This is a genomic window from Halomonas sp. N3-2A, from assembly GCF_002216165.1.
In the GTDB taxonomy this organism is placed as follows: domain Bacteria; phylum Pseudomonadota; class Gammaproteobacteria; order Pseudomonadales; family Halomonadaceae; genus Vreelandella.
In genome coordinates this window covers 796518-814131 of record NZ_CP022286.1, presented here as the reverse complement: position 1 = coordinate 814131, position 17614 = coordinate 796518, and the positions used below count along the sequence as shown (strand labels likewise).

At 52.3% G+C, this 17614-nt stretch carries 20 protein-coding genes; 4 read left to right on the top strand and 16 right to left on the bottom strand.

The features are described from left to right. Positions 1 to 9: 9 nt before the first annotated feature. Positions 10 to 435, bottom strand: coding sequence for a hypothetical protein (locus CEK60_RS03800; RefSeq protein WP_089037891.1), 426 nt, complete (start codon positions 433 to 435; stop codon positions 10 to 12). A 62-nt stretch (positions 436 to 497) separates the two neighbouring features. Between CEK60_RS03800 and CEK60_RS03795 the strand changes: the two genes are divergently transcribed. Then, entirely contained in the window at positions 498 to 2603 is a 2106-nt protein-coding gene (locus CEK60_RS03795) for a S9 family peptidase (RefSeq protein ID WP_089040840.1), read from the top strand. A gap of 172 nt (positions 2604 to 2775) precedes the next feature. Then, positions 2776 to 2943: a hypothetical protein gene (locus tag CEK60_RS22330; RefSeq protein WP_198361455.1), complete on the top strand. Its 168-nt coding sequence runs from the start codon at positions 2776 to 2778 to the stop codon at positions 2941 to 2943. Between the two features lie 56 nt (positions 2944 to 2999). Here the strand turns inward: CEK60_RS22330 and CEK60_RS03790 are convergent, their stop codons facing one another. Genes CEK60_RS03790 through CEK60_RS03760 form a run of 7 tightly spaced genes read right to left on the bottom strand, consistent with a single transcriptional unit; the run spans position 3000 to position 7031 of the window. After that, the gene (locus CEK60_RS03790) at positions 3000 to 3458 is read right to left on the bottom strand and encodes a YcgN family cysteine cluster protein (protein ID WP_038482916.1); all 459 of its coding nucleotides are present in this window, start codon (positions 3456 to 3458) and stop codon (positions 3000 to 3002) included. Further along, positions 3439 to 4074: an acyl carrier protein phosphodiesterase gene (locus tag CEK60_RS03785; protein WP_232471461.1), complete on the bottom strand. Its 636-nt coding sequence runs from the start codon at positions 4072 to 4074 to the stop codon at positions 3439 to 3441. Before CEK60_RS03785 ends, CEK60_RS03790 begins: the two co-directional genes overlap by 20 nt. A 47-nt stretch (positions 4075 to 4121) precedes the next feature. Next, entirely contained in the window at positions 4122 to 4415 is a 294-nt protein-coding gene (locus CEK60_RS03780; RefSeq protein WP_038482913.1) for a YcgL domain-containing protein, read from the bottom strand. Then, positions 4415 to 5545 (bottom strand): ribonuclease D, encoded by a 1131-nt coding sequence (gene rnd / locus CEK60_RS03775; protein ID WP_089037890.1) that lies wholly within the window; start codon positions 5543 to 5545, stop codon positions 4415 to 4417. The genes CEK60_RS03780 and rnd overlap by 1 nt, the downstream gene beginning before the upstream one ends. Positions 5546 to 5598: 53 nt before the next feature. Beyond that, positions 5599 to 6204 carry a recombination mediator RecR gene (gene recR / locus CEK60_RS03770; protein ID WP_089037889.1) on the bottom strand — a complete coding sequence of 202 codons (606 nt, stop codon included), beginning with the start codon at positions 6202 to 6204 and terminating at the stop codon, positions 5599 to 5601. A gap of 2 nt (positions 6205 to 6206) precedes the next feature. Further along, positions 6207 to 6533, bottom strand: coding sequence for a YbaB/EbfC family nucleoid-associated protein (locus tag CEK60_RS03765; protein ID WP_038482905.1), 327 nt, complete (start codon positions 6531 to 6533; stop codon positions 6207 to 6209). Positions 6534 to 6587: 54 nt separating this feature from the next. Further along, complete coding sequence (locus tag CEK60_RS03760; RefSeq protein ID WP_089037888.1) at positions 6588 to 7031, bottom strand: DNA polymerase III subunit gamma/tau C-terminal domain-containing protein; 444 nt, start codon at positions 7029 to 7031, stop codon at positions 6588 to 6590. On the opposite strand from CEK60_RS03760, the gene CEK60_RS22325 reads away from it, so the two are divergent. Beyond that, on the top strand, positions 7012 to 7281 hold the full coding sequence (locus tag CEK60_RS22325; protein ID WP_198361454.1) for a hypothetical protein: 270 nt from the start codon (positions 7012 to 7014) through the stop codon (positions 7279 to 7281). The two genes, CEK60_RS03760 and CEK60_RS22325, sit on opposite strands and share 20 nt — an antisense overlap. A 35-nt stretch (positions 7282 to 7316) precedes the next feature. On the opposite strand, the gene CEK60_RS03750 is transcribed toward CEK60_RS22325, so the two are convergent. From CEK60_RS03750 to CEK60_RS03740, 3 genes are all read right to left on the bottom strand, one after another. Then, positions 7317 to 8195 carry a hypothetical protein gene (locus CEK60_RS03750; protein ID WP_089037887.1) on the bottom strand — a complete coding sequence of 293 codons (879 nt, stop codon included), beginning with the start codon at positions 8193 to 8195 and terminating at the stop codon, positions 7317 to 7319. A gap of 82 nt (positions 8196 to 8277) precedes the next feature. Continuing rightward, the gene (locus CEK60_RS03745; protein ID WP_089037886.1) at positions 8278 to 9177 is read right to left on the bottom strand and encodes an HNH endonuclease; all 900 of its coding nucleotides are present in this window, start codon (positions 9175 to 9177) and stop codon (positions 8278 to 8280) included. A gap of 503 nt (positions 9178 to 9680) precedes the next feature. Then, positions 9681 to 10724 (bottom strand): linear amide C-N hydrolase, encoded by a 1044-nt coding sequence (locus tag CEK60_RS03740; protein WP_089037885.1) that lies wholly within the window; start codon positions 10722 to 10724, stop codon positions 9681 to 9683. 371 nt (positions 10725 to 11095) lie between these two features. Here CEK60_RS03740 and CEK60_RS03735 point away from each other — a divergent pair, with 371 nt between their 5' ends. Then, positions 11096 to 12016, top strand: coding sequence for a ketopantoate reductase family protein (locus tag CEK60_RS03735; RefSeq protein ID WP_089037884.1), 921 nt, complete (start codon positions 11096 to 11098; stop codon positions 12014 to 12016). Between the two features lie 266 nt (positions 12017 to 12282). Here CEK60_RS03735 and CEK60_RS03730 read toward each other — a convergent pair whose 3' ends face one another. The 5 genes from CEK60_RS03730 to CEK60_RS03710 form a co-directional block, all read right to left on the bottom strand. Continuing rightward, positions 12283 to 12915: a glutathione S-transferase family protein gene (locus CEK60_RS03730; protein ID WP_089037883.1), complete on the bottom strand. Its 633-nt coding sequence runs from the start codon at positions 12913 to 12915 to the stop codon at positions 12283 to 12285. A 192-nt stretch (positions 12916 to 13107) separates the two neighbouring features. Beyond that, positions 13108 to 14118 carry a 3-hydroxyisobutyrate dehydrogenase gene (gene mmsB, locus CEK60_RS03725; RefSeq protein WP_269768689.1) on the bottom strand — a complete coding sequence of 337 codons (1011 nt, stop codon included), beginning with the start codon at positions 14116 to 14118 and terminating at the stop codon, positions 13108 to 13110. Further along, positions 14066 to 15181 (bottom strand): enoyl-CoA hydratase/isomerase family protein, encoded by a 1116-nt coding sequence (locus CEK60_RS03720; RefSeq protein WP_089037881.1) that lies wholly within the window; start codon positions 15179 to 15181, stop codon positions 14066 to 14068. Before CEK60_RS03720 ends, mmsB begins: the two co-directional genes overlap by 53 nt. 20 nt (positions 15182 to 15201) lie before the next feature. Further along, positions 15202 to 16356: an acyl-CoA dehydrogenase family protein gene (locus tag CEK60_RS03715; protein ID WP_089037880.1), complete on the bottom strand. Its 1155-nt coding sequence runs from the start codon at positions 16354 to 16356 to the stop codon at positions 15202 to 15204. A gap of 263 nt (positions 16357 to 16619) precedes the next feature. Then, positions 16620 to 17612 carry a branched-chain amino acid ABC transporter permease gene (locus CEK60_RS03710; RefSeq protein WP_089037879.1) on the bottom strand — a complete coding sequence of 331 codons (993 nt, stop codon included), beginning with the start codon at positions 17610 to 17612 and terminating at the stop codon, positions 16620 to 16622. Positions 17613 to 17614 lie beyond the last annotated feature (2 nt).

Here is a 17614-nt window from a genome sequence, read left to right as displayed (position 1 = left end):
GTACTCGCATTAGTTAATCACTGGCTCCCGGCGCCGGGTTGGCTGAGGATCTTCTTCCTGGGGCTGATGCTGCGACACATCATCATAAGGTTCTGGCCTACGCCACCACCACAGGGCAATGCCAACACATGCGCCTAAGGCAATGCCTAAAATCAACCACAGCAAACCACCACGTAGTGCACTGGCGCTATGCTCAAGAAAAGCAACCGCAGACACCATGGCAGCCGGTGCCCAACCGGTATAAAACTCACCCTCTTCTACTAACGGTAACTGATACCCTGCAGGTATCCACATCGCTCCCGCCACACACCAGGTAATTACCAAACGCGGTAGGCGAGGCAAGAATGCTAGCGCAAAGTAGACAGCAACCAGCACAACCAGTGAAAGAACGTAATAACTTGACCACAGCAGTGACATTGAGTCTTCAAACAGCATAATACCCCTCATGTGGGTGGAGACACCCGACGTTGATTTCCCGTTATGGTACCTATCAATTTATGAAAGCACAGCCTGATAAGCACGAAGGCTCGCCTGTCACACATTATTATCGCGCTAATTCTCCAGAATGGCACTGGTTAGAAGAGCGTGATGCGCCTGACGTATCGCTTTTTTTAGAAGCCGCGAACCATCAGCATGATGAATGGTTTGCTCCTTTACGGCCGCTTGCTGAAACACTTTATCAAAGCCACTTAGCGCGTCGTGAATTGGCAATAACCAGCCTTAAGACAGCGCTTGACCACTTTACGTTCTGGAGTGACACCACCGCCGAGGATGATTACCCCTGCTGGTGGCGCCACCCTAACAACCAGCCCGATGCTCACGAGTGCTTTCTTGACGTACGTGAACGTGCCGCCGATCAGCCTTTTTATGACATGGGCGACATGGCACTTTCCCCGAATGAGCAGTGGCTTGCCTGGACGGAAGATACCCAAGGCGACGAGCGCTTTACTCTATGGCTAAAGGCGCTACCCGACGGTAAACCTCAGCAACTACTTAGCGATATTGGCCCTAGCGTATGCTGGGCAGAGGATGAGACAACCAACGGCGCAACGCTGCTATTTACACGCTTTGATGACACTCAGCGCCCGGACTCCATCTGGCGTGTGTGGATACCGTTTTCAACGCCAGAGCGCCTTGCTGAGCCAGCCTTAGTAATGCGTGAGAACGATTCGGAGTTCTGGATTGGGATTGGCAAAACGCGCTCGAAAGCATGGCTTTTGATTGAAAGCGGTTCGAAAGATACAACAGAAATCCATGCCGTGCCGGCAGATCAGCCCCATTCTCCCCCGATGTGCCTACATGCCCGTCAGGCAGGGGTTGAAGTGAGCATTGATCATCGCCCTGGTACGTTTTATCGCTTACAAAATCTCTCAGGCCCGCATTTTCAACTCGACTTCACACGCGCTGATCAACACAGTAACCCTGCTGCCGAGTGGAAGTCGCTGATAGCTCACCGTGAAGACACTACCCTAGAAGGGATCGATGCGTTTGAATGGGGGCTAATCACCGCCGAGCGAAGCCATCGTGATGCCCAGGTTATGTTACGCCGCTTAGTGCTAGATAAAGATCACAACCTCACACTCGATAAGCATATCGAGCTACCTGAAACACCCTGCTCGCAGTTGCTAGAAGATTCGCCACACTTCGATGCGAATACCGTACATCTACGCGAAGAGTCGTTCACTCGCCCTCCCAGCTGGTATGCGCTAAACCTGGATAGCGGTGAACGTACGTTGCTAAAGCAAGTCCCCGTTTACGGCCAACTGCAGCCTGATCAACTAGTCAGCCAGCGCATATGGGCAACCAGCGCTGACGGCGAACGCGTGCCAGTATCCATTGTCATGCGCGCTGACTTAGCCGGCCAACCACTGCCCACGCTGCTGTATGGTTACGGCGCCTATGGTGAAGCGCTTGATCCCTGGTTCTCAATTGCTCGGCTCGAACTACTGGAGCGTGGCGCAGCATTTGCAGTCGCCCACGTACGCGGCGGCGGTGAGCGAGGCGAACCGTGGTATCTAAATGGCAAAATGGCTCATAAAGAGAATAGCTTTAACGACTTCTTAGCTGCCCGAGAGGCGCTAGTAAACCAGGGGCTTAGCCAGCCAGAACGGATAGTGGCTTGCGGGGCAAGCGCAGGCGGTTTGCTAGTCGGTACCTGCATCAACCGTAAACCTGAGGCATTTTGCGCAGCGGTATTGGAGGTGCCGTTTCTGGATGTGCTCCGTACCATGCAGAACCCAGAGTTACCGCTTACCACCGCCGAATATAGTGAGTGGGGCAATCCTGAAGACCCAGAAGTCGCCGAGCGTATCGCTGGCTACTCACCTATCGACAACATACGCGCCCAGCACTACCCTGCACTATGGATAGAGGGCAACTGGTTTGATACTCGCGTTAGTTACTGGGAGCCTGCCAAGTTTTATGCCCGCGTTAGCGAGGCACAGCAAGGCAATGCCCCTGTACTGCTTCACACCGACATGACCAGCGGCCACGGCGGCGCATCCGGCAGGTTCAAAGCCTGGCGAGATACGGCTCGCCAAGACGCGTTTATCCTGTGGGCACTCGGACTAGCCCCTGAGGATGCAGCAAAGCAAACACAATAGTTGCCTATCAAGAAACAGCCGACAGCTCCAAAACAACATTCAAGCAGCGCCCAGGCGCTGCTTTTTTGTGAAAAAACATTTTATGGAAAACATTTCCATAAAGTGTTTTTTACGTCATACTACCTATAAGTTTTATAGACAAACGTCTAGTTCACAAAATCAGGAGCACACCATGAGCTATCAGGAACAGTTTCCAACAATTTGGGATACCCCGCCAAAGACAACAGCGCCAACCGATCAAGCGGCGACGCGAGAAACCACAGCGAAGCCACAGCCCTCACCGTTTAAAGAAGCGTTTTTAACCATTTGGGATAGCACAAAAAGCAAAACCGCCAGCTAACGTTATTACCGTTAGCCAGCGGTTAGTGAGCATGCCAGGGAGGGCGACTGTCAGGTTTAGGACATCGGCAATACAGCGATAATATGCTCTTCCAAAAGGCGCTCGGGCACGTCATCTTGGGAAACCGCAAAGCTTCTTACGCTTACGCCCTTCCGGTGAACGCGCTCAGCATCGTTACTCAGCAGCGGATGCCATCCTGCTAGCTTGCGTCCTTCAGCAACACGCCGATAGCCACATGTGTGCGGCAGCCAGGTAAACTCTTTGACGAGCTCAGGCGTCAGTTGCGTACAGTCAGGTACGCTATCGAAGCGATTTTCATAGTCACTGCACTGGCAACTGTGAATATCCAGCAACCGACAGGCAACGTTAAGCACCGCTAATTCTTGCGTTTCATCGTCGTGGAGCTTCAACAAGCAACACTGGCCGCAACCATCGCATAGCGCCTCCCACTCTTGGGGCGTTAATTCTTCTAGCGAGTATCTTTCCCAGAAGCGCTCACGCATGGCCGCCACCATCATTGACTCCCTTTACTTTCAACATGTCTGAATAACCCCCACTCTCCGCAGTACCACCGCTGCTGGTTAGCGTGACTCGGCACTCTTGCCATAACACGGCGAAGTCGGCCGCTAAGCATGGATAGTCTTCGTAAAGCCAAGGCACTAACTCTGCTAAGCGGTTCGGCCCCGATAGCCGCTGACCAATGCCTGCTACTGCACGGCAGGTAAAGTCAAAATCAGCGTAACGGTGCAGCCAGTCATGCTTAATCATCAACGGCATCATGCTAGACAAGCGTTGCGGTGCAGGCCAAGCCTGTAACAGCTGATAGCAGCGCTCGATTAACTGGTGCTGCTGCTCTCCCGCCTGCTGACGAGCAAGAAAATGATCCCACACGATATCTAACGCGATACCGACATAACGCCGCTGAGCGTGTGGCGCGCGCCGTTTTGCTTCTAAAACGTTTGGGTGCCGATCAATCCAGGCATCCACGCGGCGATGATGACGTATGCCGCGAGCAACATCTGACGACCAAGCCGTTAAGTCTTGCCCCTTCACGCCGTCAGCAATCAGATTTCCGTACAGAAACTCATCACTGCCAGGATGGGCAAGCCAAGCATGGGCAAGAAAGTTCATGGCAAAACGCTCATGGCAGAACGTTCATGAAAAGAAGCTCATAACGCTCATTCGCGGTTAGCCGCCTGAGCGCGATGAACATCCAGCAAATAGGCTTCTTTCGCAGGCGGCATTTGCAGGTAAAAGCCTTGCTCTTGGATTGCATCCATCACATCAGCAGCGTTCACTCGAGCCAGCTTTTTATCGGCGGTGAGTATCATTGTCAGCACCGGCACTGGCTTACCGAAGGTATCCATCAATGCGTCGGGCACGGATGACAACCCTTTCTGTTTGTCTATGTAGAGATACATCTCGTCTTTGCGTGAGCTTTTTAAAATCTCACAAAGCAGTTTCTCGCTCATTACGATAACTCCTCAAGCGCCTGATGAATTTCCTGAGTTAAATAGGCATCACGCCAACCTCCAGGAGTGGTTAATGGCTGATTAGCAAGCCGCTGCATCACAAGCGCCTCAATATCTCGCCGCCGCAGCAACATCTCGGGCGCTATTTGCAGCTCAGCAGCCTTCTCAGCCACTACTTTTTTAAGTGCTTTAAAGCGCCGCTTAAACACAGGATGCATCGGGTCTGGCCAGCGCGCCAGCAAATCACCTTCGGGGCAATGCTGAGCCTGTTTCACCAGCGACAGCAGCGTATCGCCTTCTTTTTTAACCAGGGGCGGCTTTACCCCTTCAATTTCTGCTAGCTCATACCGATTTTTAGGCATTTTTTCAGCCACCGCGAACAGCAGCTTATCGCTAACCAACCAATTACGCGGCAAATCCCGACGGCGGGTTTCGCCTTCCCGCCAAATGGTCATTAAGCGGTAGGCTTCAAGCTGGCGAGGATCCAGGCGCCACAACTGCCGCTGGCGCGTATACCATTGGCCATCGCTCTCTACGCTGCGGCCTGCCTGCTCGATAAGACTGGCACACTCATCGTCAAGCCATTCGCGCCGCCCCAGCTGTTCAAGCTTCTCCGCTTGAAGCCCCCAAACCTTCAGCAAATAGATAACATCTAACGCCGCATATTCGCACTGGGAGGGCGTTAAGGGGCGCTCTAACCAGTTGGAACGCGTCTCTTCTTTAGGCAGCGTTTCCCCCATCCAGTGCTCTACCAATTTTTGATAGCCCATGCCGGGAGTTTCCCCCAAAAAAGCCTGAGCGACTTGCGTATCGATAAGCGGTGCTGGCAATACGCCGGCCCAGTGCTGGAAAACCTCGAGATCTTCGCTGCAGGCATGCAGTAATTTGATGGCACTATTTTGCAACAAATCACGAAAAGCAGCGGTGCAAGGTGTGCTCAACGGATCCACTAAATACGCCATGTCACCGGTGGTGAACTGAATAAGCGCTGGCACCGGAAAAAACGTGTTTTCACGGAAAAATTCAGTATCTAGGGCAATCACACTGGCACCGGCGACTTGCTCGCATGCAGCATCTAAGGCGTCGGCACTATCAATCCATTGATACAACGAGGGGGCTAAAGAGGACAAAGCAAACTTCCGGGTTGGCACAATCGCAAAAGCGCTTGCGTTTTTTATAAGGGTCAATCGCTGGCGAAAGGCTGGCGACCATTAAAGGCGCGGCTTAGCGTACCACCGTCTACATACTCAAGCTCCCCTCCCATGGGCACACCATAGGCGAGTCGCGAAAAAGAGACACCGTAGTGAGCAAGCTGGGCGGCAATGAAGTGCGCTGTCGCTTCGCCTTCTACGGTGGGATTGGTGGCAAGCACGATTTCTCGAATGTTGCCTTCTGCGACGCGGCTTTCCAATAGATCCAATCCAATGGCATCTGGGCCAATGCCGTCCAGCGGAGAAAGGTGACCATGTAAGACAAAGTAACGCCCTTGAAAGCCACCCGCCTCTTCAATAGCAAGCTGATCAGCAGGCGACTCAACGACACACAGCAGCGCATCATCACGGCGGGGACTTTCGCACAGCACGCAGATATCCGCTTCGGTCAACGTACGGCAGCGCTGACAATAACCGACCTCTTCAATGGCCTGCTGAATTACCGCTGCCAACCGCTGCCCTCCTGGGCGCTCGCGTTCTAATAGGTGCATGGCCATGCGTTGGGCCGTTTTTGGCCCAACGCCCGGCAACACGCGAAAAGCGTCCATCAGTTGCTCAACAAGCGGGGAGAAGCGCATGTTTAGAACGGCATCTTAAAGCCGGGCGGCAAGTTCAAGCCTGCCGTCGCTTCTTCCATCTTCGCTTTGGAGTTTGCTTCCACTTTTCGAACAGCATCATTCACGGCAGCGGCGAGCAAATCTTCCAGCAGCTCTTTGTCTTCTTCAAGAACGCTGGGGTCGATAGTGACATTGGTAACATCGTGGCGGCCGTTCATGGTGATTTTCACCATACCGGCGCCCGCTTCGCCATGGACTTCCGCTTTAGCAGCTTCTTCTTGAATCTGCTGCATCTTTTCCTGCATCTCTTGGGCTTGCTTCATTATGTTGCCCATTCCACCTTTAAACATGCGGTTATCTCCTGAAGGAATAAAAAATAAGCATCGCGAGTCAATCGTCAGCGGCTAAGAACGCTTGTCAGACGCGGGTTTAACGGTTGACTCAATGAGAGTAGCCCCAAATGCCTGCTGTAGCTTCTGTATATTGGGGTCGCGGTGTAATAGATCAACAGCCAACGCGTGGCGCTCTTTCTGCTGACGCTCTTCCTGCTGGCGGGGCGTTTCAATATCAGGCGCTAAGTCAGCCACCGTAAACTCGATACGCCGAGGCAGCCCATAACTACTTAGCGCGCGCTCAATACGGCCATTGTGAACATCGGCCTGCATAGCGGATTGCCCAGGGTCAAGCCGCAGCACCACCGTGTGACCATCATCGCTTTCAAGCTGACAGTGCGCTGCCAAATTACGGGTAAGGCCGCCTAACCCAAGGGCACTGAAGCATGTCAGCCAGCCAGCATGGTCTAAACGATCGTCAGCAGCGATCTGGCTGTTGGCAGCATTGGCAGGCACCTCACTGGAAACTGGCTCTGGCTCTGGCTCTGGCTCTGGCTCTGGCTCTGGCTCTGGCTCTGGCTCTGGCTCTGGCTCTGGCTCTGGCTCTGGCTCTGGCTCTGGCTCTGGCTCTGGCTCTGGCTCTGGCTCTGGCTCACTCCACTGCTTTCACCTTGAACTCAGTGCTGTACTGCTGAGTTTTCTTCCCCGTGATCATTTCCGGCATCGTTTTGCTCCTCCTGCGGAGTTATCGATGCGTGTCTACTAAACTGGGGGAAGTCCAGCGTCCGCTGAAAGGCCTTGTTAAACGCTTATCACCTCAGGCTCATTTGTATCTCCCCGATCTTTCTTAGGCTGTTCGAGCAAAGGGACGGGGGTTGGAATATGCTTCTCTACAGAAGTGCCTAATATGTACTTAATTGCCGCATCGATATTCTCCATTGCGCCACTAGAATCCGCAATTCCACTTGTAATTGCAGCAGCTATCACCAAAGCTCCAACAATTTTATTCCATGAAGGCCTATCTTCCGAAAATTCACTTTTAGCCTTGTTTAAATATTCGACCAGCTGTTTTCTGTCTTCCTTTGGAAGTGAAGACTGATTCTCTATGCAGCTTATGGCTTCTTCTATGTATGTGATTATCTTTTCATCATCTAGATTAGATGGCTTGAATACATCACTGTCATGGCTCCATTGATGGATATAGACATCTTTAGAGATGCCCACCAGGTTCTTGAGCCGTCCTATGGCGACTAGGAGCTTTTGAATGGGAATGACTTCTTCAGAGAAAAGTTTTCTTCGGCGGATCGCGTTAGATATGTATGGTAATTGAAATAGAAGGGTGTTTGCCAGTTCGCCACTAAAATTCAGTTTCTGACGCTGAGTAGCGATCCTTAAAGAAACCTCTATCCCTACAATTGATTCAACCAACTTAGAGTCAGTAGTCAACGTGACGACGCGCTCGTATAAGCTCTTGTCTATTGGTCGAAGGAAAGCATGATACTCATGAATTCTGGTTTCGAAGGTTTTCAATATTTCTGCTGAACGCTGATAACTTTCCCAATCTGCAACCCTCCTCATACCCCGCGTAAGAACCTCGTCTTCACGAGCAGCAAACTCTGTAAAGAACTCCTCTAAGGCTGTGATTTCTTCAATGAATTCGTCAAGATTGTGATAATTCACGAAAGTTCCTTTACTCGTTTAACGCCGCGCTCTGCGGCAAATTTGGAGCGCAGAGGAAAATTTGTCCGACAGCAGCGCTTTGTTAACCATAGTGACGTGCACGGTGGCAATTTGGACACAGAGCGACTACGTTTTCTGGTGTATCTGGGCCACCATCCTTGAGCATTTGTACATGATGAACCTCAAGGTAAGGCTGACCGGTAACTTTTGAGATGAATGGCCCTTTATTTTCGCAATCAAAACAAATACCTTTTGCCTCCCGCAATACCTGCGCGACCACTTTTGGGTCTCGAACATAGGCGTAAGTTTTTACCTCTTTCTGAGTTGGGTGCTTGTTACCCTTAACCTTTTTTGAAGGTTTACCAAACTCCTCCGATACCTTCTGTTCAAATGTATCCTCTGCCTCGAAATCAACTTCTGCTTTTTGAGCATCGCCACTGCGAAGAATGGCTTTTAATTTAGCCTTTGAAGTAGCACCCTTCAGGTTAGTAGATATGGATGCCAAAAACTTCTGCTCGGTGCCAGTAGGTATCTTGTAAGTTGGCCCTCTGACCCATGAACCGTCTTGCCCCAACACAATTTCGCGTGCAAATGGAATAGGATTTGGGAACAGATAAGAAAGTGACGCCGGACATCGGTAATGCCACGTTAGCCCTTGCTTATGACTTGCTCCTTCTCTTTCTGTTTCTCCCTCGTATATGCATCCGGATTGAATTCCAACTATCTGGTTACCACCTTTCTTTGCGGTTTTCGCTGTTATTGTTACGAGAACAAAGAGCTCACCATTCCGTAAAGCTGCTGAGTGTCTCGGCGGTAGATATCCCCTAATAACACCGCCTTCAGACATAAAGTTCACAGCCTCGTGGAATCCGTCCATAGGGGATGAGCTATGGATTTTTTTGTATTCTTTTTCCGAGACAAAGTTTGAATAAGGAACTCCTTCTCTTGGGTCTGGATTTAAGCGAACTACGAAAATATCCACGGACTATCCTCTGTGGCTAACAGTGATTATACACCCAACTACATAACCTGAATGAACCCGACGGCGCGTTCATTCAGGTTATATCGCCTTTCATTTACGGCCCATCCCATTGAAATTAAAATAAATCAAGTATAAACAGGCTGTATAACATAGATTATCGTGCCGGCTGCATAACACTGCTGAACCAGCATGCCGCGTTGGCCAGATGAACCACTCAAGGCCGTAAAACCGACATCACATGCACCATTTCAAACGTGCTCACCTCTTCTATGTAATGCGGCCCAGTCATCACTCAAACAAAACTTTCTTAGGCTTAACGCTATCAAATAATCCTAAGCCTCGTCATTAGTCATTAGTCATTAGCCGTGCATTGCGCTCTTCTGCCATGCCTAGAACCTATTCACTCATAACGCACCTTTCCTGCTTTCATCACTCGCACAAAAAAGCCGATGCAGTGAACCAAGTTAGTTCGGTCAACTGCATCGGCGCGTAACGAACCTGCTTTAATACGGGGATCTTTCAGCGACGGTGAAGTCGCTGCTTACATCGCCAGAAAGTTCGATATTATTCGGATCGAGAACTTGCACCGGCGAGCCTTCTTCTAGGTCTAGCTCAGAGAGATCAGCCCATATCACATTGGGGCTGGTCGTCAGCTCGAAGTAGTACCTCAGCTCCGAGAGGTTCATGACGGTGCGGTACTCGGTGTTATAAATACCGAAATCCTTATACGGCGCACCAAACGGAACCGATACATTTCGGGCAATCGCTAGAGCGCTCGCCACGGCTTCGCGCTCGTTCTGTGGCTCCGGCAGCATCGACGAAAAGTAGGCGACTCGCTGGAAACGGTCGGTCGCTTTGACGTTCCCTGGCAGCGGCGTGTCGCTGCTTGGATTTGAAAAGTCTAATTCTTCCAGCAGTGCCAATTGCTGATCGTAAGGCGGATCATTGGTCATAATTCTAAATTCTCTACCGTGGTGAATCATGGGTTCACCATCGATATACTCAATGATCGCTGAATCCCCAGTAGCATCTTCAATTGCCAAGTGTACGGCTGCCTTGCTTCCCCGCGCCTCCGCCATGACAATTTGTACATCTTCGAGTATTTCGAGCGCTTCTTCGACAGTGGCTGCGTTGTCGACCACATACTGCCCCCACAAGCCGGCCTGCATTCCTGGTTTGGCTGGATCACGCGGGCCAAAGTCGGTGGCGGTGAGATAGAGCATGTGAAACGCCAGCCCCTTTTCGTTAAATCCATCGGCAGCGCCGATGCGATAAACCGTGGTGACCATGCTGGCGTACTTCGACGTCCATGTTGCTGCGTTCTCCTCCACGACGACTTCCGTGCCCAGCATGCCCCCATTTCGCTCCATGCCACGGGGGAAGACGGTAATAACCGGCTCTGTCGACTCGGGCCAATCCATTGTGCGGGCAACATAAACGCCCTGCTCGTTATCATTCCATAAGTACCTTGAACACGCCCACGCTGCATTTGCCATTACCATCGCACCAATCACGATCGCAACGCCCCCTTTGTAATACCTACGCATGAACCCTCCCTTAGGGCGCGTAAATCACCCGCAACGCCCTTATGAAAAGACGCTTCAATCGAGCGACTGATTAAAGGCCGGTAGCCCAAAGCAGGCTCGAGCAATCAGCCTTCCACCCAAGCTATTTACGGTAATTCTTTTACCTCGCAAAACTCTTCAAATATTAAATATAGTGAATTTAGCAAGCCGTGCAAATCCACCATCCGAGCACATCGATCATTTACCTAACAAGATGAGACAGGCAGCTAATCATGCGCATCATCATTGAGAATTAACCGTGTAGCTTGTGGTATTACACCTCGGCTTCATTTCCTTATGCTGAACACGGTAAGCTTGGCGGCAACACCGCTGCTAATGGCTAAAACTCAACGATGACTTCCCATTGGATACTTGGCCCTGGGGCCATTGGTCGCCTGTTGGCGCATTCGCTTTCCCCCTTGACTGACACCACTTTGATTGGTCGACGTGCGCTGCCTGAACAACAGCGTCTAACCCTCCCGGAAGGTGAAGAGCGAACTCAGCGGCTGGCGAGCGTTACGGTTGCGGAGCTGGCCTCTCATCCACTGCCCGCGCCTGGGTTTGTACATATCACCACCAAAGCCATGGCCGCCGAGACGGCGCTTGCCAGCATTGCCGATGTAGTTGCGCCCACGACCCCGTTGGTGCTGTGGCAGAACGGTTTTTTGGCACAGCCGCGTATTACACAAACATGGCCTGGGCCAGTGCTGTGCGCGACCACAACTCAGGGTGCCTATCTCACTGGGGATGATGGTGTGGTTCACGCGGGGCGCGGGCCTACGTTTATTGGTGATTTAGATAATCAGCACGCGGGATTGGCGGAGGCGTTAGCGGCGCTATTGAGTGAGACAAACTTTACCGCAACGGCGGTGAGCGATATACGCCAACGGTTGTGGCAGAAGCTGGCGGTGAATGCGGCGATCAACCCATTGGTGGCGCTAAATGGTGTGCGCAATGGTGAGCTGCGCGGTGACGCTTATGCAGGCCGTTTGGCAGCGGTGGTCAAAGAGGTCGCGGCGATTTTAAAGCAGGAAAACATTGCACCACCGAATGGTGGCGAAGGTGAAGACGCGTGGTTGGCGCTTGTGTGGCAGGTGGTGGAGAACACCGCTAACAATAAGGCCTCGATGTTGCAGGATGTTGAGGCCAAGCGTCCCACCGAGCGCGGGGCGATTTTAGGGCCGTTGATTGATAGCGCCGAGCGCCATGGTTTGCCGTGTGAGGCGTTGAAGGAGCTTGATAGCGAATTGGCTAAATTGGAGGCGGAGTTTTAGGGAACATTTAGTGGCTGAATCAACGCGCGCTAAAGCGCCCTCCCACAATATTAAATTGCCCTTATTTACTGTGCTGTCAGGGCTGTGCTGTTCCACTTACAACCGCTGCGCCGGGCTGCCATTGCGGGTGCGCTTCGCTTACCACGCACTACAAACCCCGTATGCTCCTTCGCATAAATGCACGATAAAGCCTGTGTATTTAGCCGTTTAGCAAATTGTAGCGCGCTAGAGCGCCCTCCCGTCATCAGGGAAGGCTGCTTTTTACATCAGGTTACAGGAATCATCACTACGTTCTGAAAGGCGGGGCGTTCTGCAATCTGTTGGTACCAGCGCTCCAGATTGGGGCGCCGCTGCCAGGTTAACCCAATGTTCCAAAGGTTATAGATAAATGGCGCTAGGGCGATGTCGCCGAGGCCAAATTCATCGCCGGAAAACCAGGGTTGGCTTTGGTTTGCCAGCGCGTTATCTAGCAGTTCGAATGACCTTTCACAGGCTAGCATTCCGGCATCAATAGCGGCGTTGTCGCGCTCTTCTGGCGGTGTCCTTACGAATCCCTGCAAAATAACGCGGTGCCTGGGCGAAAGCGTATTGTTCGCCCAGTCCATCCATTTCTCTGCCTGGGCACGCTTGGCGGGGTCATCTATCCATAAGTTACCTTGGCCATACTGCGCAGCCAGGTAGCGGATAATGGTGTTGGATTCCCATAACACGCTATCGGTCGCGTCGTCTTTGAGTAGCGGCACTAGCCCATTGGGGTTCATGGCCAAGTACGCCGGGGTATTGTTGACCCCGTGCTGCATTCCTGCCGGAATTTGTTCAAACGCCAAGCCGAGCTCTTCAAGTACCCAGCGTACTTTTTTGACGTTAGTCGAGTTATTGCGGCCCCAAAGCGTAATCATGGCAGTCCTTTTATCTGAGCATACATCTGAGAATAGTGAAGATAATGAGTTTGCCCGCCCTTGAAGCCAGTGACAAGGGGCGGCTTATGCCGCCCTCTCGCGGGTGCCTCGTGTTGCTCGTTCCGCGCAAAACTCGTTACTACGCGCTACACCACCACTTGCTCCTCACCATTTTCCATTCACGCCTTAGCCTCACTCCTTATCTTGATAAAACTGCAGCAGGCTGGAGAAATCGAGTTTACCGTTGCCGCCTGCTTTATGCAGGGTGAATAGCGAGCGTGCGGCAGAGCCCATGGGTACCGGCGAGGCGCTTTGCTGGCTAACATCCATGGCGAGACCCAGATCTTTAATCATCAGGTCTACCTGGAAACCGCCTTGATAGCCCTTCGAAGCGGGGGCATTTTCCATCACGCCGGGGTACGGGTTGTAAACGTTTAGCGCCCAGTTTCCTCCAGAGCTTTGTTTCATGATTTCGGAAAGCACCGCTGGGTCCAGGCCATTTTTCACGCCCATATTGATCGCTTCGCAGGTGCCCGCCATCAGAATGGAAAGCAGCATGTTGTTGCACACTTTGGCCACCTGGCCTGCACCGTGGTCGCCGGCGTGGAAGATATTCTTACCCATCACTTCGAGCACGGGCTTGGCCTGTTCAAATTGTGCCGCGCTGCCGCCCACAATAAAGCTCAATGTGCCGGCCTGCGCGCCGCCTACCCCGCCAGACACCGGCGCGTCGACAAAGCCAACGCCTTTCTCAGCGCCAGCGGCCGCCACGCTGCGGGCGGTATCCGCATCGATGGTCGAGCAGTCAATCACCAGAGCGCTCTTTTTGATCACATCAAACAGCGGCTCGTCGCCATCCACATACAGCCCACGCACGTGCTTGCCTGCGGGCAGCATGGAAATAATAAAATCTGCATCGGTGGCCGCTACCTGGGCAGAGGCCGCTACTTCACAGCCTTGGGATTTAGCCGTTTCCAAGGCTTGTTCAGAAAGGTCGAACGCGCGAACGTTAAAGCCCGCTTTCGCCAAGTTGGCCGCCATGGGGCCACCCATATTACCTAAACCGATAAACGCGACAGTGGTCATCTTTATTGTCCTTATTCGAAAATTGACGGTGAATTGGGTTGGGGAAATGGTTTGAAGAAATAGCTTAGTGAAGATCCGCCAGTGGGCTGTTTTCCCACGGCGAAGCCAGCAACTCATCGATAAATGTTTGCTCGACGGACGCGACATCTGGGTATTTCCAGGCAGGCGTACCATCTTTATCGACCAACAGCGCACGTACGCCTTCGGGGAATTCCTGATGACGGCAACACAGCACTGAAAGCGCCAGCTCAAACTGAAACACCTCAGACAGCGACATGTGCTTGGCGCGCTTTAGCTGCTCATCAATCAGCTTCACTGATACGGGGCTGCCGTGGGAAAGCGTTTTCTGCGCTTTGCTGAACCATTTGTCATCACTGCGAACCGCCAGCACGGCATCCACGGTTTGCTCAACCGTATCGTGATCCATTAGCTCACGAATCAGTGCGGCAGATTTTTGAACCGGCGATTCCAGCTCGGCAAATACCTCTTGAGACGCTTGTTCAAATTCGCGCAGCACGCGATTGACGACACCATGGGCGTCAGTTTGCTTTCCTTCACCCCAGGTGGCATCCATCAGTTTTTGAGCCAGGTCTGCGCGGTAATGGCTAGCAATCGCACGATCGGCAAGGCCGAGATGAACGGCATCTGGCGCGTTAATTTGACTGCCGGTCATGGCTAAAAAGCGTCCGGTACCATTTGGCAGACGGTTTAAAAACCAGCTAGCGCCAACGTCCGGATAAAGGCCAATCGTCACTTCTGGCATCGCCAGCCGAGAAGTTTCCGTCACGATTCGGTGGCTGCTACCGCTAAGCAGCCCCATTCCCCCACCCATCACAATACCGCTGCCCCAGCAAATGACCGGCTTGGGATAGGTGTGGAGCAGGTAATCCAGGCGGTACTCATGTTCAAAGAAGCGCTCAGGAAAATCTGGCTCGCCGTCACCTTTAATCGCTTTATACAGATTGACGACATCGCCGCCTGCGCAAAACGCTTTTTCACCAGCGCTATCCAGCAGAACAGCAACAACTCGCTCATCGGTTTGCCACGCTTTCAAGCGCGGCAGAATCTCTTCAATCATCTCTAACGTCAGGGCGTTCAGCGAACGCTCGGCGTTAAGCGTGATCTCGCCAATAACATGGCCATCTTGGGTGGCGTGTTCAGCAAACAGTACGCTACTCATTCCATTGTCCTTGTGGTTGGCTACAGCTCAGAGGCACCATCAGAGAGCACGCGACGGGAAATAATCAGCCGCATGATTTCGTTAGTTCCTTCCAAAATACGGTGTACACGAGAATCACGCACATAGCGCTCCATCGGATACTCTTTAATGTAGCCGTTGCCACCATAGAGCTGAAGCGCCTCATCACACACCTTGAAGCCGACATCAGTCGCAAAGCGCTTAGCCATGGCGCAATAGGTAGTGGCATCGGGGTGGCCAGCATCCAATTTTGTGGCTGCCATACGCACTAGCTGGCGAGCCGCGACAAGCTCAGTAACCATATCCGCCATACGGAACTGAAGCGCCTGGAAGTCTGCCAAACGCTTGCCAAACTGCTTACGCTCCAGCATATATTCACGGGCTTTGTTGATCGCCTGCTGGGCGGTGCCGATTGAGCAGGTGGCGATGTTGATACGACCGCCATCCAAGCCTTTCATGGCAATTTTAAAGCCGTCACCTTCGTTGCCTAACAGGTGGTTGGCGGGAACGCGCACATCTTCAAAGGTAATCATGCGGGTTGGCTGACTGTTCCAACCCATTTTGTCTTCTTTACGGCCGTAACTAATGCCGCTTGCTTTCGCATCAACCGCAAAGGCAGAAACGCCGCTGGGGCCTTCACCGCCGGTACGCGCCATCACCACCAAAAAGTCGGTGCTGCCGGCGCCAGAGATAAACATCTTGCTACCGTTGAGTACGTAGTCATCGCCATCACGCTTGGCGGTGGTTTTAAGCGAGGCCGCATCAGAGCCTGCATTGGGTTCAGTTAAGCAGTAAGAACCCAGCAACTCGCCGGTGGCGAGCTTTTCGCCCCACTGTTCCACTGCTTCGGAGGTGCCGAAGTCAGCCAGCATCCACGTCACCATGTTATGAATGGTGAGATAAGCGGTGGTTGAGGTGCAGCCCATCGAAAGCTGTTCAAAAATAATGCTGGCATCCAGGCGGGAAAGACCCAGCCCCCCAACGCGCTCTGGCGCGTAAAGTGAACAAAAACCTAACTCCCCCGCTTTGCGGATAACATCGACAGGAAAGAAGGCTTCGGCATCCCACTGCGCAGCGTTGGGTTCTAACTCGTTCTGGGCGAATGCCCGGGCCATATCGGCAAAGGCGACCTGGTCTTCACTTAACTCAAAATTCATGGCGAATCTCCGCAGCATGCGTCGCTGAACAGCCTGTGAGCAGGCTGGGCAGCTTGGCGTTTGCTATTATCTTTATTAGCCGTTGGCGTTATTAGCAATTGTCTTTACTGGCAATTATCTTTACAGGCAACGTTGACGTTTACGTTAACTTATATTCTTACTCTGACTGGTGCAACCGGCTTAGCTCACTACCTTTGGCGTAGAGGCGTGATTTGGGCAGAAAAAAGGGTGCCCTAGGGCACCCAATCATCGGACAGAACCGTTTATTTGAAGTTTTTGCGATACATTTTGGTGAGTTCACCCACAATGCCGCTGCGGAAGCTAAGTACGCAGACAACAAAGATAATCCCCAGAATGACGCTTACCCAGTTACCCAACGGCGACTGTGCCAAAATGTGCTGCAGACTAACCACAATGCCCGCGCCCATAAGGGGGCCAAGCAGTGTGCCTACCCCACCCAGCAGCGTCATTAGGATAACTTCACCTGACATGTGCCAGTGTGCATCGGTTAGCGACGCCAGCTGAAACACGACGGTTTTGGTAGACCCTGCCAACCCGGCCAGCGCCGCAGAAAGTACAAACGCCAGCAGCTTATAAGCATCAACGTTGTAGCCCAGCGAAATAGCACGCGGCTCATTTTCACGAATCGCTTTAAGCACCTGCCCAAAGGGGGAATGCACGGTGCGTTGGATCAGCGCAAAACCAAATATGAAGATGGCAAAAACGAAGTAATACATCGCTAAGTTGCTGCTTAGACTGATCACACCAAACAAGTCACCGCGTGGCACGCCGTGCAGACCATCCTCACCACCGGTAAACGATGACTGAACAAAGACGAAAAACATCAGCTGAGCAAGCGCCAACGTCACCATGGCAAAGTAAATGCCCTGACGCCGGATCGAAAGCACCCCGAACAGCAGCCCTAACAGGGTTGCCATAAAGGTGCCTGCAATAATCCCCATCTCTGGCGTTAGCCCTGGATAGCTTGCCAACAAGTAGCCGGTAACATAACCACCGGTGGCTAAAAAGGCCGCGTGCCCGAACGAGAGCAACCCCGCATAGCCCAGCAACAAATTAAATGCGCAGGCAAAAAGCGCGAAGCAAAGAATTTTCATTAGAAAAACGGGATAGGCCAAAAAAGGAGCGACTAACCCGATGGCCAAGAGCGCTATATAAAACATGTTACGGCGCATTTTGGCCCGCCTCTGCCGTTCTTGTACGGCTGATGGCGCATTGAGTGTTTGAGAGTCTGCCATGG